This is a genomic window from Pseudomonas sp. NFPP28 (assembly GCF_900115535.1).
Taxonomy (GTDB): domain Bacteria; phylum Pseudomonadota; class Gammaproteobacteria; order Pseudomonadales; family Pseudomonadaceae; genus Aquipseudomonas; species Aquipseudomonas extremorientalis.
In genome coordinates this window covers 144,259-159,055 of record NZ_FOWT01000004.1, presented here as the reverse complement: position 1 = coordinate 159,055, position 14,797 = coordinate 144,259, and the positions used below count along the sequence as shown (strand labels likewise).

Here is a 14,797-nt window from a genome sequence, read left to right as displayed (position 1 = left end):
CCTGTTGAATTGCTGCGCTGTCAAAAAGCTTTTAAAGACAGGCACAGATCTAAATGTGGGAGGGGGCTTGCCCCCGATTGCGATGGTTCAGCTACAGATAAGCTGGCTGATACACCGTCATCGGGGGCAAGCCCCCTCCCACAATTTCGACCCAGTTGTGTCAGTTAGAGGCGGAAGCGGCTGACCATCCCGTTCAAGTCCACCGCCAGGCGCGACAGCTCACTGCTCGCCGCACTAGTCTGGCTGGCACCAGTGGCCGATTGCACCGACAAATCACGGATGTTCACCAGGTTGCGGTCCACTTCCCGCGCCACCTGCGCCTGCTCTTCGGCCGCGCTGGCGATCACTAGGTTGCGCTCGTTGATCTCGACGATTGCGGTGTTGATGGTATCCAGCGACATCCCGGCACCTTTGGCGATGTTCAGCGTCGATTCGGCGCGTTCGGTGCTGTTGCGCATCGAATCCACCGCGTGCTCGGTGCCGGCCTGGATACTGCCGATCATCCGCTCGATTTCGCTGGTCGACTGTTGGGTGCGATGGGCCAGGGCCCGCACCTCATCGGCCACTACCGCAAAGCCGCGACCGGCTTCACCGGCACGCGCCGCTTCAATCGCCGCGTTCAGGGCCAGCAGGTTGGTCTGGTCGGCCAGGCCACGGATCACGTCGAGTACCTTGCCGATATCGCGGGACTCATTGGCCAGGTCGCCAATCAGGGTCGCGGTGGCTTGCACGTCGGCGCTCATGCGCTCGATGGCGCTGACCGTTTCCTGCACCAGATCACGGCCATCACCGGCGGAGGTGGTGGCGTTGCGCGACGCTTCGGAGGTGCTCACCGCATTGCGAGCAACTTCTTCGACGGCACTGGTCATTTCATTCACCGCCGTGGCGGCTTGTTCGATTTCATTGTTTTGCTGGGTCAGGCCACGGGCGCTTTCGTCGGTGACTGCGTTCAACTCTTCGGCGGCCGATGCCAACTGGGTGGCGGAACCGGCGATGCGTTGCAGGGTGTCGCGCAGCTTGTCCTGCATCTTGGCCATGGCTGCCAGCAGGCGCCCGGCTTCGTCGTTGCCGTCGACCTTGATCGGGCGGGTCAGGTTGCCTTCGGCCACTTCTTCCGCAGCTTCCAATGCCTGGGAAATGGGCAGTGTGATGCTGCGGGTCAGCAGCCAGGCAAACAGCAGGGTCAGCAGGGTGGCGACCACCAACAGGCTTACCACCAGGTTGAAGGCCATGTTGTATTGGTCCTCGGCATCCTTATTGGTGGTCAGGGCCATCGTGTTGTTGAGGTCCAGCAGCCGCGTGAGCACGGCGTTGACTTGCTCGGAATTGCTGAGCAATTCGGTGTTGAGCAGGCTGCGCAGTTCCTCCACTTGATTGGCCCGTGACAGGCTCTTCATGCGCTCTTCAATCTGGTGGTACTGGCCGAGCAGGCGTACGTACTCGTCATAGGTCGAACGCTCCTCACTGCTCTCGATCAGTTTTTCGTAGATGCCCTGGGCGGTGCGAATCTGCTGGTTGCGCAGCTCGAAGGCTTCCAGGGTTTTCTGTTGCACATCCGGTTCACGGTTGGTCAGCAGGCGGTACGACAGCACCCGCAGGCGCAGGGTCAGTTGGGTGAACTCATCCAGGGCACGAATGCTTGGCACGCTGGACAGGGTGATGTCTTCGGTGGCAGCGCGGATCTTGCTCATCTGATTCAGGGCGAACACACCGAGAAACAACATCAACGCACCAATAAACGCGAAGCCGAGGAAGGCCCTCGGAGCGATATTCATATTACGAAGCGACATGCGGGAATCCTGGGGGAGAAGCGCGATCCGTGCGGCCGTGAGACGGGGTGTGCCTCTCTATCGGTCGTACGACTAAAGTCTAAAGGGGCGTGTGCGGTTTTGTCGCACCTGACGAGGGGTTTGACTGATTCAGGAACCAGATCCGGTAAATGCAGTCACTAAGGCTCGAAAGTGCGGCCCGGCCCTTAAAAAACGGGCCGCGCGCCGGGGATAACCCTGGCATCCGAGGTGAATTTTCTTTATCGTCACCGCCCTTTGAAAAGCCAGAGAAATCAAAATGTTAGAAGCATCTCTCAGCCAATTGGAACAACTCGTCAGCGACCTCGTACAACAGAATCAGGACCTGCTGGGCAGCAATGAATCCCTCAAGGCCGAACTGGCCCGCGCCAAGGATGAGAACGACAGCCTGCAACTGAGCCTGATGGAACAGGAAGAGAAGCACGGCGCCACCGCCGCCCGTATCCAGGCGCTGGTTGAGCGTGTGAGTGCAGGGCCTGTCAGCGCATGAGTGAAGGGATAAAGGTCGTTTCGATTCTCGGAGAGGATTACTCGATCAAGGCCCCGCCTGGGGAAGATAAGACCCTGATGCACGCCGTGACCCTGCTCAAGGCCTCCCTGGCCACCACCAAGAAAAAGTACCCGACCCTGATCGGTGACAAATTACTGGTGCTGGCGGCGCTGAACCTGTGCGCCGAGCAGATCGAAATGCAGCAGGCTCACCAGCAGGAACTCGACCGTTACCAAGAGCAAGTCAGCGCCACGGTCGATGTGATTTCCAAGGCGATCGGAACGCCTTAGAACCACTCATCCTGCATACCGAGGCACGTGTCATCGCGTGCCTCCAGAATCGCCAGTTCATGATGGCAGCCCGGTACTTCCCAGGTCAGGAAGTACCGGGCAGCCCGGAGCTTGCCTTTGTAGAAGGCCACATCGGCCGCATTGCCCTTGGCCAAGCCTTCTTCGGCGCGAATTGCCTGTTCCAGCCAGCGCCAGCCAATCACCGTATGCCCGAACACCTTCAAGTACAGCGCCGAGTTCGCCAGGCTGCTGTTGACCTTGCCCTGGGCGAGATCCGTCAGCAGGCCGATGGTCACGCCTTGCAGGCGGTTCACCAGTTGTTCCAGCGGTTCCCTCAGTGCAGTGAGGCTTGGATATTGCTGCGCACGGGCGCCGGTTTCGGCGATCAACCTGATGAGTTGCTTCAAGCCCGCGCCGCCATTCTGCGCCAGCTTGCGCCCCAGCAAATCCAGGGACTGAATGCCATGGGTGCCTTCATGGATCGGGTTCAGGCGGTTATCACGGTAGTACTGCTCCACCGGGTATTCACGGGTGTAGCCGTGGCCGCCGAGAATCTGGATCGCCAGTTCGTTGGCCTTGAGGCAGAACTCCGACGGCCAGGATTTGACGATGGGGGTCAGCAGGTCCAGCAGTTCATGGGCCTGTTTGCGCGCGTCTTCGGTTTCCAGGGTGGTGGTGTCGTCGAACAGGCGTGCGGCGTAGAGGCCCAGGTCGAAGGCGCCTTCCACATAGGATTTTTGTGTGAGCAGCATGCGCTTGATGTCGGCGTGCTGGATGATCGAGACCGGTGCGGTTGTAGGATCCTTGCTGTCGGGCAGGCGACCTTGAGGGCGCTCGCGGGCGTACTCCAGGGAATAGAGATAGCCGGCGTAGCCAAGCATTACCGCGCCCATACCTACACCGATGCGCGCCTCGTTCATCATCTGGAACATGCAGCTTAAACCTTGGTGCGGCTTGCCCACCAGATAGCCGACACAGTTGCCGTTATCGCCGAAATTCAACGCCGTGGAGGTGGTACCGCGCCAGCCCATCTTGTGGAACAGACCGGCCAGCAACACATCGTTGCGCTTGCCCAGGCTGCCATCGTCGTTGACCAGGAACTTGGGCACGATAAACAGCGAAATGCCCTTCACCCCGGCGGGCGCGTCCGGCAGCTTGGCCAGCACCATGTGCACGATGTTTTCCGACAGAGGGTGATCGCCGCCGGAAATAAAGATCTTGTTGCCCTTGAGGCGATAGGTGCCGTCAGCCGCTGGTTCTGCGCGGGTGCGAATATCCGACAGCGATGAGCCGGCGTGGGGTTCGGTGAGGGCCATGGTGCCGAAGAAACGGCCGTCGATCATCGGTTGCAGGAAGCGTTGTTTCTGATCCGCGGTGCCGAAGCTTTCGATCAGGTTGGCGGCGCCCATGGTCAGGAACGGGTAGGACGTGGACGCGGCGTTCGCCGACTGGAAGTGCGCGAAACAGGCTTGTGACAACAGGGTGGGCAGTTGCATGCCACCGGCTTCGAAACTGCGTGCTGCGTTGAGGAAACCGGCTTCAAGGAACGCATCCACCGCCGGTTTGACCTCCGGAATCAGAATGGCCTTGCCGTCTTCGTAGCGCGGTTCGTTCTCGTCGTTCTTGCGGTTGTGGGGCGCAAAGTATTTTTCCGCAATGCTGCGTGCGGTGCTGATGGCTGCGTCGAAGGTTTCGCGATTGTGCTCGGCAAACCGCTCGCGCTGGGTCAGGCCCTCGGCATCGAGGACTTCGTACAGCTCGAAAGCCAGATTGCGGGAACTGAGCAGCGTCTCGGACATGGCGGATTACCTTTGGAGGAATTGGCCTGAGTCTAAGTGCGCGAATAGAGGCTGGATAGCAACATTGATTTGGGTGATGCACAGGCAAATGTGGGAGGGGGCTTGCCCCCGATGGCGATGTGTCAGTCACCAAGTGCATTGGCTGATCCACCGCTATCGGGGGCAAGCCCCCTCCCACATTTTTTACCGCATTTCGTCAGGCAGTTAGCCGATGGTCATCAGGCTGGCGTTACCACCCGCCGCAGCGGTGTTGACACTCAACGCCCGCTCAATCACCAAACGCTCCAGCGCAATCGCCGTCTCGCCCTGGGATAAACCATGCACCCCGACAATCGCGCCACCACGCTGTGCCACTTGCTGGCACACCGCGCGCAACTGGTCGGAATCACCGTGGTGCAATACCGCATCGAACACCACTTCGTCCTTGGTCCAGTCGGCCACGCGCTTGATCTTCGCCTGAATCTCCTTCGGCAGGCGTGGGAACAAGGCCTTGGTCAGGTCAGATTCCGGCCATACCGCCGAACCGCCTACGGCCAGTACCGCCGCCAGTTGCGTCAACAGATCACCTTCCACGTCCGCCAGGCACAGAACGTGCTCGCGGGGCAGGATGGCGTAACTGTTGCGCTCGCCGGTCGGGCCGGCCAGTTGGCGGGTGATACCGCTTTGCGATTGCGCGGCGAACTGGCTGCACAGGGCGCTGAGTTCGCTGAACTGGTTGCTGTCGGCCCAGGTTTTGAGGGCCGTCAGCGGTTGGCTCATGGCGTCGCGCAAGCGAACATCCGGTGCGGCCAGTGCGTCGCCGCGTACGAAGGATTGCTCGATCGCATCCGTAGGACGGGTCGACAGCAGGCGGTACAGGTACAGCGGGCCGCCGGCTTTCGGACCAGTGCCCGACAGGCCTTCGCCGCCGAACGGTTGTACGCCGACCACGGCACCGACGATGTTGCGGTTCACATAGACGTTACCGGCATTGACGTTGTCGATCACCTTGGCGATGGTCTCGTCGATGCGGGTGTGCACGCCCAGGGTCAGGCCGTAGCCGGAGGCGTTGATCTGGCCGATGAGCTGGTCGATCTCTTTACGCTTGTAGCGCACCACGTGCAGTACCGGACCGAAGATCTCGCGTTGCAACTCGTCGAAGCTTTCCAGTTCGATCAGGGTTGGCATCACGAAGGTGCCGCGCTTGATCTCTTCACCATCGGCAATCGCCACCTGGTATACGTTGCGGCCTTTGTCGCGCATGGCCTGGATGTGTTTCTCGATGCCGGCCTTGGCTTCGGCGTCGATCACCGGGCCGATATCCACCGACAGGCGCTCCGGGTTGCCCAGGCGGCATTCAGCCATGGCGCCCTTGAGCATTTCGATCACACGGTCTGCTGAATCTTCCTGCAGGCACAGTACGCGCAGGGCCGAGCAACGCTGGCCGGCGCTGTCGAAGGCCGAAGACACCACGTCGATCACGACTTGTTCGGTCAGCGCCGAGGAGTCGACGATCATCGCGTTCTGGCCGCCGGTTTCGGCGATCAACGGGATCGGACGGCCCTGGGCGTCCAGGCGGCCCGCGACATTACGTTGCAGCAGACGCGCCACTTCGGTAGAGCCAGTGAACATCACGCCTTTGACGCGATCATCCCCCACCAGGCGGGCACCCACGGTTTCGCCCTGGCCCGGCAGCAGTTGCAGCACGCCTTCCGGAATACCGGCTTCCAACAGGATGCGCACGGCTTGCGCGGCGACCAGCGGAGTTTGTTCGGCCGGCTTGGCCAGTACCGGGTTGCCGGCGGCCAATGCGGCGGCGACTTGGCCGCTGAAGATGGCCAGTGGGAAGTTCCACGGGCTGATGCAGACCACCGGGCCCAGTGGCCGGTGGGCGTCGTTGGTGAAGTCGTTGCGTGCCTGCACCGCGTAGTAGCGCAGGAAGTCCACGGCTTCACGCACTTCGGCGATGGCGTTGGCGAAGGTCTTGCCGGCTTCGCGGGCCAGCAGGCCCATCAGCGGCTGGATCTCGCCCTCCATCAGGTCGGCGGCGCGCTCCAGGATAGCGGCGCGTTCGGCGGGCGGGGTGGCCTGCCAGATCGGACCGGCACTGATTGCGCACAGGATGGCGTTGTCGACGTCTTCGACGGTGGCTTCTTGTACATGACCGACTACATCACGCAGGTCGGACGGGTTGAGCACCGGCGCCGCTGCTTGCTCGCTGGAGGTACAACCGAGCATCGGCGTGGCTTTCCAGTTGTTGTGAGCGGTGGCGAGAAGGGCACACGAAAGCGATGCCAGGCGATGTTCGTTGGCCAGGTCGATACCGGCCGAGTTGGCGCGGTCGCTACCGTACAGGTCACGTGGCAATGGAATGCGCGGGTGCGGCAGGCCGAAGCCGCCTTCCAGCGTGGCCATTTGCTCGATGCTGGTCACCGGATCGGCCACCAGCTCCTGGATCGAGATGGATTGGTCGGCAATACGGTTGACGAACGAAGTGTTCGCGCCGTTTTCCAGCAGGCGACGGACCAGGTAGGCCAGCAGCGTTTCGTGGGTGCCGACCGGTGCATACACGCGGCACGGACGGTTCAGCTTGCCATCGGCAACCTTGCCTACAACCTGCTCGTACAGTGGCTCACCCATGCCGTGCAGGCACTGGAACTCGTACTGGCCGGGGTAATAGTTCTGACCGGCGATATGGTAGATGGCCGAAAGCGTGTGGGCGTTGTGCGTGGCGAACTGCGGGTAGATGACTTCCGGTACCGACAGCAGTTTGCGTGCGCAGGCGATGTAGGACACGTCGGTGTACACCTTGCGGGTGTACACCGGGTAGCCTTCCAGGCCTTCGACCTGGGCGCGCTTGATTTCGCTGTCCCAGTACGCGCCTTTTACCAGGCGGATCATCAGGCGGTGGCGGCTGCGGCGCGCCAGGTCGATGACGTAGTCGATCACATACGGGCAACGCTTCTGGTAGGCCTGGATCACGAAACCGATGCCGTTCCAGCCAGTCAGTTGAGGCTCGAAGCACAGGCGCTCGAGCAGGTCCAGGGACAGCTCCAGGCGGTCGGCTTCTTCGGCGTCGATGTTCAAACCGATGTCGTATTGCTTGGCCAGAAGGGTCAGGGACAGCAGACGCGGGTACAGCTCATCCATCACGCGCTCATACTGCGCACGGCTGTAGCGCGGGTGCAGCGCCGACAACTTGATGGAAATGCCCGGGCCTTCATAAATCCCACGGCCGTGGGAGGCTTTGCCGATGGAGTGGATGGCTTGTTCGTACGAGGCCAGGTACTTCTGGGCATCGTGTTCGGTGAGCGCGGCTTCACCGAGCATGTCGTAGGAATAGCGGAAGCCCTTGGCTTCGAATTTACTCGCATTGGCCAGGGCTTCGGCGATGGTTTCGCCGGTGACGAACTGTTCGCCCATCAGGCGCATGGCCATGTCGACGCCCTTGCGGATCATCGGCTCGCCGCTCTTGCCGATGATGCGGCTCAGGGACGAGGTGAGGCCGGCTTCATTGTGGGTGGCGACCAGTTTGCCGGTCAGCAGCAGGCCCCAGGTGGCGGCGTTGACGAACAGCGACGGGCTGTTGCCCAAATGCGGCTGCCAGTTGCCGGTGCTGATCTTGTCGCGGATCAGCGCGTCGCGGGTGCCCTTGTCCGGGATGCGCAGCAGCGCTTCGGCCAGGCACATCAGGGCGACACCTTCCTGGGACGACAGGGAAAACTCTTGCAGCAGGCCCTGGACAATCCCGGCACGGCCGCCGGCGCTCTTCTGGTTACGCAGTTTTTCGGCAATCGAGGCGGCGAGCTTGTTGGTGGCTTCGGCCATCGGCGCCGGCAGGCGGGCCTGTTCGATCAGCATCGGCACCACTTCCGGCTCGGGGCGACGGTAAGCGGCAGTGATCGACGCACGCAGCACGGATTGCGGCAGGATGCTTTCGGCGAATTCGAGGAAGCACTGGTGGGCGTGGTCGGTCTGGACCTCGCCCGCGTCGTCCGCGTCCTTGCTGCTCAAACCATTGAGTTCAGTCAGGGTTGCACCACCCTCCAGTTTCTCCAGGTAATTGAAAATCGCCTGCTTGATCAGCCAGTGCGGCGTGCGATCGATGGAGGTCGCGGCGGCCTTGAGGCGCTCGCGGGTCGGGTCGTCAAGTTTGACCCCAAGGGTGGTCGTAGCCATTTTCTTATCCTCATGGGTGCCACTACCGAGTGGCATCAGCTGGCGGCAAGATTAGCTTTGCGCATGCAGAGGTGCAACCGGGTGCAACCCATTTTCTTCATGATTTTTTCGATCGTGATCGGGAAAAAAACCGGCCTTCGACGGAATCCGCTTCGCCTTGGTGCGTTTGCTTCTGAGATCGGCTGTTCTTGCTCCGAAAAGGAGCAAAAACGAGGTGTTTTGCGCATTTAACATCAAGGTGCAACTTATTCTCGCGAAACTGGTTGCACCTTATTTGCTTTGTTGAATAGCATTCGCGCCCAAGGTGCAACCACCTCTGAGGTTTGGTTCATCGGCTGGCGGCTTTCCTGGGGAAACGTCAGTCATAAATGCGCGGCACGCAGCTACGTCTACCTACTTCCAGTGGGTGGTCGTCTGACAGACCGCCGCTACATAAAAACAAAGCCAGGGCGTCACTCTTATGAGCGTTAGTAATCCAACCCTGATCACGTTCGTGATCTACATCGCAGCAATGGTGCTGATCGGCTTCATGGCCTATCGCTCCACCAACAACCTTTCCGACTACATCCTAGGCGGTCGCAGCCTCGGTAGCGTGGTGACAGCCTTGTCGGCCGGTGCTTCCGACATGAGCGGCTGGTTGTTGATGGGCCTGCCGGGCGCGATCTACATGTCCGGCCTGTCGGAAAGCTGGATCGCCATCGGCCTGATCGTCGGTGCCTACCTCAACTGGCTGTTTGTCGCCGGTCGCCTGCGGGTCCAGACCGAGCACAACGGTGACGCCCTGACCCTGCCGGATTATTTCTCCAGCCGTTTCGAAGATAAAAGCGGCCTGCTGCGGATCATCTCCGCCGTGGTGATCCTGGTGTTCTTCACCATTTACTGCGCTTCCGGCATCGTTGCCGGTGCCCGCTTGTTCGAAAGCACTTTCGGCATGTCCTACGAGACCGCCCTTTGGGCCGGTGCCGCAGCGACCATTGCCTACACCTTCGTCGGTGGTTTCCTGGCCGTGAGCTGGACTGACACCGTACAGGCCACCCTGATGATTTTCGCGCTGATCCTCACGCCGATCATCGTGTTGCTGGCCACTGGTGGCGTCGACACCACCTTCCTGGCCATCGAAGCCAAGAACCCTGACAACTTCAACATGCTGAAAAACACCACCTTCATCGGCATCATTTCGCTGATGGGCTGGGGCCTGGGTTACTTCGGCCAGCCGCATATCCTGGCGCGCTTCATGGCGGCGGATTCGGTGAAGTCGATTGCCAAGGCGCGTCGTATCTCCATGACCTGGATGATCCTGTGCCTGGGCGGCACGGTGGCGGTGGGCTTCTTCGGTATTGCCTACTTCTCGGCACACCCGGAAGTGGCCGGTCCTGTGACTGAAAACCACGAACGCGTATTCATCGAGCTGGCCAAGCTGCTGTTCAACCCATGGATTGCCGGTGTGTTGCTGTCGGCCATCCTGGCTGCCGTGATGAGTACCCTGAGCTGCCAATTGCTGGTGTGCTCCAGCGCCCTGACCGAAGACTTCTACAAAACCTTTCTGCGCAAGACCGCCTCCCAGGTTGAGCTGGTGTGGGTCGGTCGTGCCATGGTGCTGCTGGTGGCCCTGGTCGCTATCGGCCTGGCCGCCAACCCGAACAACCGCGTACTGGGCCTGGTGAGCTACGCCTGGGCCGGTTTCGGCGCCGCGTTCGGTCCTGTGGTGCTGATCTCGGTGATCTGGAAAGGCATGACCCGCAACGGCGCACTGGCCGGTATCCTGGTCGGCGCGATCACCGTGATCGTGTGGAAACACTTTGAGCTGCTGGGCCTGTACGAAATCATCCCAGGCTTCATCTTCGCCAGCCTCGCGATCTACGTCGTGAGCAAGATGGGCGCACCGACTGCGGGTATGGTCGAGCGTTTTGATGCGGCGGAAAAAGACTACAACCTCAACAAGTAATTCGCCGGGCCTTAAGCGCCTGATGAGTTGAAAGAGAGGCCCGCTTCGTATGGATAGCGGGCCTTTTTTTGCGTTTGCTTTACGCCGACCCAGAGAGGATTCGTACGCGTTTTTGTAGGGTTTTACTGATTTGTCTGGCGCGTGCTCGGCAGAGGGCAGCCGTGATGCAGAATCGGCCCCTTACCCCTTGCAGAGAAACACCGGATGTTAGCTCCTGCCAATCAGAGTGCCTTTACCCTGTCCCTCAATGGGGAGCCCAGTGAATTCAAGGTCCACGGGTTCATGGGGACTGAGTTCATCAGCCTGCCTTTTCGCTTTGACCTGGAGTTGGTCAGCGAGCAACCCGACCTGGACCTTGAGAGTCTGCTGCACAGCCAGGCGTTCCTGGGGTTTGATGCCAATGGCCATGGCATTCATGGCCTGGTGTATCGGGTCGCACAAGGCGATTCGGGCAGGCGCCTTACGCGCTATCAGATCACCCTGATGCCGCAGCTGGCTTATCTGGAGCACAGCACTCATCAGCGGATCTTCCAGAAACAAACAGTGCCCCAGATCATTGCGCAGGTATTGGAAGCCCAGGCCATCAAGGCTGATGCCTTCGCGTTTCATCTGAGCGGCAAGTACCCCGAGTGTGAGTATTGTGTTCAGTTCGGCGAAACCGATCTGGAGTTTATTCAACGCTTGTGTGCCGAATGGGGCATTCACTATCACTTCCAGCACAGCCCCGAGCGCCACCTGTTGGTGTTTGGCGACGACCAGAGTGTGTTCGCGCAGCCGGATCACGTCACGCCGTATTCACCCGGCTCCGGGATGGTGGCCGATGGGCCTGCGATCAAGCGCTTTATTCTGCGGCTGAAGACCCGCACCAGCGGTGTGAATCTGCGGGACTACGACTTCAAAAAGCCGAACCTGACGTTGGAAAGCGCAGTCTCCAGCAATCGGCAACCGACTCTGAACGACCAGGGTTACCCAGGGCACTTCGAAGATCGTGAGCGTGGCAAGTACCTGGCGCAACGCGTGCTGGAGCGTCATCGCAGCGATTACCGCCAGGCCCGTGGCCATAGCGATCAACCGGCGTTGGTCACCGGACAGTTCCTGAAGATGGCTGGTCACCCTCGTCAGGAGTGGAATGCCTTGTGGCTGGTCACTCAGTTGCACCATACAGGGCGGCAGCCTCAGGTGCTTGAGGAATCTGCCCCTGAAGGATATGGCGATGAATCCTCCCAAGGCTACAGCAATGAATTTGTCGTAACGCCCTGGGACGTGCTGTTTCGAACACCGCTCCTGATGTCGCGGCCGCCCATATCGGGTTACCAGAGCGCAGTGGTAACGGGGCCAGCCGACAGTGAAATCCATTGTGACGAGTACGGCCGGGTCAAGGTGCAGTTTGCCTGGGACCGCAACGGTGAACGCAACGATCAGTCCAGCTGCTGGCTGAGGGTTGCCAGCGGTTGGGCCCATGATCGTTACGGTTCTGTGTTGATTCCGCGGGTCGGTATGGAGGTCCTGGTGGGCTTCGTCAATGGCGACCCGGATATGCCATTGGTGATGGGTTGCCTGCCTAATGCGGCAACACAGGTGCCCCTCGATTTGCCGGCGGACAAGACCCGAAGCATCTTGCGCAGCCAGAGCAGCCCTGGGGGGGGTGGCTACAACGAGCTACGCATCGAGGATCGCAAGGGGGCCGAGGAAATCTATCTGCGCGCCCAGCGGGATTGGACGCAGCATGTGCTACATGACCATCGGGTGATGGTGGACGGCGAATCGCACCATGAAGTGCAGGGCGAGGAACAGCGGATAAATCATGGCAACCGCCTGACCGACCTCAAGCAGGACGACCATCTGGTGGTGGGCGGTTCGCAGCAGGTCCGGGCCGGGCAGACCATCCAGATAGGCGCAGGACAAAGCATCGTCATTGGCGCGGGCGCGACCGTCACGATTCAGGCGGGTGGGCAGTCGATCACCCTGTCTGCCGGTGGCATTTTCAGCAGCGTGCCGATCCAGCCTGGCGGGGCGCCCGCTGCAGTAGCGGCGCCGTTGATGCCGGGGGTGAAGGAAAAATTGTTGGCAGTGATCCCGGCTCCGCTGTCCCGTGTGCAGGTCGCCAGCCTGAAACGCAGTGCACCGTTTTGCGAAGAGTGCGAACGATGCAGGAACGGCCAGTGCAATCTCACCTGACCTCCACCCAGAAGGACTCTACGTCGATGCTTCAACCCTTGCTTGCTGGTGAAAAGATCTTCGCAGTACTCGGCGCTGCCAGCGACGCCCAGCCCTTGAATGCGTGGCGAACGCTGGCCGGCGGAGCGCCTTTGCATCCCGTTTGGGCCAGTACGGCCTATGCGACCTGGGAGGAGGTGATGCCCTATGTAGGCATCGTCGATCCAGGTAGCGCGTTCCTGGAATGGGCTGCCGCCACAGACGCCACGGATTGGGGCTGGCTGGCCGTATCGTCCTGCCCATTGGACGTGGTGGTCGCACACCTGCAAAGCCTGACCAAGGTGTACCTGGCCGATGGGCAAGAGGTATTTTTGCGCTTTTGGGATGGCGCGCAGTTTCTGCCGATCATTCAGCGCTGCGGTGAAGAGCTGTTGCCGGTGTTCCCGCGATACCTCATTAGTGGCCAATCGCTGACTGTTGCGACTGGCCCGGTCACTGCCGCCAAAGCCAGCCCATGGTGGCGAGTGCCGGTACCTTTGCTGGAGCACTTGGCGGAGCAATCGCCGCAAACCCTGGTCGGTAACCTGTTGCAGTGGCTCGAAGAGCAGCGACCCGACCTCTACACCGCTTTTGCGCCGGCGACCTTGCAGCACAAGGTCGCCTACTTTGCGCGTCGATCGGGTATCAGCCATGAAGCGCTGGCTGATTACCTGGCCTCAGAGCTGAGTTGAGCCCAGCGCCTGCTGCAAATCCTCGATCAGGTCTTCAATGGCCTCGATGCCCACCGACAAGCGAATCATCTCGGGCTTTACGCCGGCCTTGGCCTGTTCTTGCTCGTTCATCTGCCGATGGGTGGTGGAGGCCGGGTGGCAGGCCAGGGATTTGGCATCGCCGATGTTCACCAGGCGCTTGAAGATGCGCAGTGCGTCATAGAAGCGCACGCCGGCCTCATAGCCGCCCTTCAAGCCAAATGAAAGGATTGCTGACGGTTTGCCTTGCAAGTACTTCTGCGCCAGTTCGTGGTGCGGGTGGTCCGGCAGGCCTGCGTAGCTGACCCACTCTACCTCGGCATGGCCTTGCAGGAACTGTGCGACCTTCAGGGCGTTTTCAGTATGGCGCTCCATGCGCAGGGCCAGGGTTTCCAGGCCTTGCAGCAGCAGGAAGGCGTTCATCGGGGCCAGTGCCGCGCCGGTGTTGCGCAGTGGAACGGTGCGGGCGCGAGCGATGAAGGCGGCCGGGCCGAATTTCTCGGTGTAGACCACGCCGTGATAGGCGGGCTCGGGGTTGTTGAGCCCGGGGAATTTCTGCGGGTAGTCGGTCCAGGGGAAGTTGCCGCTGTCGACGATCACGCCGCCCAGGGAGTTGCCGTGGCCGCCGATGTACTTGGTCACCGAGTGCACCACGATATCGGCGCCGAACCGGATGGGTTTGCACAGGATCGGCGTGGCCACGGTGTTATCCACCACCAGCGGCACGCCGTGCGCGTGGGCGACGTTGGCCAGGGCTTCCAGGTCGACGATGTTGCCCGCCGGGTTGCCGATGCTTTCGCAGTACACCAGCTTGGTGTTGTCGTCGATCAGCTCGGCGATGGCTTCGGCGCAGTCATCCCGGGCAAAGCGAACATCGACGCCGAAGCTGGGCAGCAAGTGCGCGAACAAGGTGTAGGTGCCGCCGTAGAGTTGCGGGGTGGTGACAATATTGTCCCCGGCGCGGGTGAGCGTCTGGATCGCGTAGTGGATCGCCGCGCTGCCGGCCGACACCGCCAGGCCTGCGATACCGCCTTCGAGCGCGGCGATGCGTTGCTCCAGCACGTCGTTGGTGGGGTTCATGATCCGCGTGTAGATATTGCCGGGCACGTCCAGGTTGAACAGGTCGGCGCCGTGCTGGGCGTTGTCGAATTCGAAGGCAACATTCTGGTAGATCGGCACAGCAACGGCCTTGGTGGTCGGGTCCGACTGGAAGCCGTGGTGCAGTGCGATGGTGGCGTCTTTCATGATGGTGATGGACCTCCCTGGAGTGTGGATCGCCACAATAAGTCCGAGTCATCATTGATATTTAGACTTTTTTCAGGTGAAAGCCTGTCTTTTCGATATAAGTACCGCCCGGCACGTTGCCCTGCACCAACGCTTGCGTAAAAGGTAAACTTCGCC

At 60.8% G+C, this 14,797-nt stretch carries 8 protein-coding genes and 2 pseudogenes; 5 read left to right on the top strand and 5 right to left on the bottom strand.

What is annotated here, in order from left to right; translation table 11 throughout:
• Positions 1-164: 164 nt before the first annotated feature.
• A pseudogene (locus BM110_RS30120) lies at positions 165-764 on the bottom strand (methyl-accepting chemotaxis protein); the annotation flags it as partial.
• Between the two features lie 303 nt (positions 765-1,067).
• Positions 1,068-1,724: pseudogene (locus BM110_RS30115) on the bottom strand (MCP four helix bundle domain-containing protein); the annotation flags it as partial.
• A 343-nt stretch (positions 1,725-2,067) separates the two neighbouring features.
• Here BM110_RS30115 and BM110_RS12130 point away from each other — a divergent pair.
• Entirely contained in the window at positions 2,068-2,298 is a 231-nt protein-coding gene (locus BM110_RS12130) for a hypothetical protein (RefSeq protein ID WP_058423524.1), read from the top strand.
• Entirely contained in the window at positions 2,295-2,588 is a 294-nt protein-coding gene (locus tag BM110_RS12125) for a cell division protein ZapA (protein ID WP_071492333.1), read from the top strand. Before BM110_RS12130 ends, BM110_RS12125 begins: the two co-directional genes overlap by 4 nt.
• On the opposite strand, the gene BM110_RS12120 is transcribed toward BM110_RS12125, so the two are convergent.
• Positions 2,585-4,387, bottom strand: coding sequence for an acyl-CoA dehydrogenase (locus BM110_RS12120; RefSeq protein WP_093513462.1), 1,803 nt, complete (start codon positions 4,385-4,387; stop codon positions 2,585-2,587). The genes BM110_RS12125 and BM110_RS12120 overlap by 4 nt on opposite strands.
• Before the next feature lie 204 nt (positions 4,388-4,591).
• Entirely contained in the window at positions 4,592-8,545 is a 3,954-nt protein-coding gene (putA, locus tag BM110_RS12115) for a trifunctional transcriptional regulator/proline dehydrogenase/L-glutamate gamma-semialdehyde dehydrogenase (protein WP_093513461.1), read from the bottom strand.
• A 460-nt stretch (positions 8,546-9,005) separates the two neighbouring features.
• Here putA and putP point away from each other — a divergent pair, with 460 nt between their 5' ends.
• The 3 genes from putP to BM110_RS12100 all read left to right on the top strand — a co-directional run bounded on the left by putP (position 9,006) and on the right by BM110_RS12100 (position 13,378).
• Positions 9,006-10,490, top strand: a complete 1,485-nt coding sequence (putP, locus tag BM110_RS12110; RefSeq protein WP_071492330.1) for a sodium/proline symporter PutP — start codon at positions 9,006-9,008, stop codon at positions 10,488-10,490.
• Positions 10,491-10,694: 204 nt separating this feature from the next.
• Positions 10,695-12,668 (top strand): type VI secretion system Vgr family protein, encoded by a 1,974-nt coding sequence (locus BM110_RS12105; protein ID WP_093513460.1) that lies wholly within the window; start codon positions 10,695-10,697, stop codon positions 12,666-12,668.
• A gap of 26 nt (positions 12,669-12,694) precedes the next feature.
• A complete protein-coding gene (locus BM110_RS12100; protein ID WP_093513459.1) occupies positions 12,695-13,378 on the top strand; it encodes a DUF4123 domain-containing protein in 684 nt (227 codons plus the stop codon).
• On the opposite strand, the gene BM110_RS12095 is transcribed toward BM110_RS12100, so the two are convergent.
• The gene (locus BM110_RS12095; RefSeq protein WP_092246523.1) at positions 13,364-14,641 is read right to left on the bottom strand and encodes an O-acetylhomoserine aminocarboxypropyltransferase/cysteine synthase family protein; all 1,278 of its coding nucleotides are present in this window, start codon (positions 14,639-14,641) and stop codon (positions 13,364-13,366) included. The two genes, BM110_RS12100 and BM110_RS12095, sit on opposite strands and share 15 nt — an antisense overlap.
• Between the last annotated feature and the right edge of the window lie 156 nt (positions 14,642-14,797).

What these genes read in the sequence shown, in the direction of transcription:
- BM110_RS12095 (WP_092246523.1), bottom strand. Translation starts at nt 14,641, where the DNA reads ATGAAAGACGCCACCATCGCACTGCACCACGGCTTCCAGTCGGACCCG.
- BM110_RS12120 (WP_093513462.1), bottom strand. Translation starts at nt 4,387, where the DNA reads ATGTCCGAGACGCTGCTCAGTTCCCGCAATCTGGCTTTCGAGCTGTAC.
- BM110_RS12125 (WP_071492333.1), top strand. Translation starts at nt 2,295, where the DNA reads ATGAGTGAAGGGATAAAGGTCGTTTCGATTCTCGGAGAGGATTACTCG.
- putP (WP_071492330.1), top strand. Translation starts at nt 9,006, where the DNA reads ATGAGCGTTAGTAATCCAACCCTGATCACGTTCGTGATCTACATCGCA.
- BM110_RS12100 (WP_093513459.1), top strand. Translation starts at nt 12,695, where the DNA reads ATGCTTCAACCCTTGCTTGCTGGTGAAAAGATCTTCGCAGTACTCGGC.
- BM110_RS12105 (WP_093513460.1), top strand. Translation starts at nt 10,695, where the DNA reads ATGTTAGCTCCTGCCAATCAGAGTGCCTTTACCCTGTCCCTCAATGGG.
- BM110_RS12130 (WP_058423524.1), top strand. Translation starts at nt 2,068, where the DNA reads ATGTTAGAAGCATCTCTCAGCCAATTGGAACAACTCGTCAGCGACCTC.
- putA (WP_093513461.1), bottom strand. Translation starts at nt 8,545, where the DNA reads ATGGCTACGACCACCCTTGGGGTCAAACTTGACGACCCGACCCGCGAG.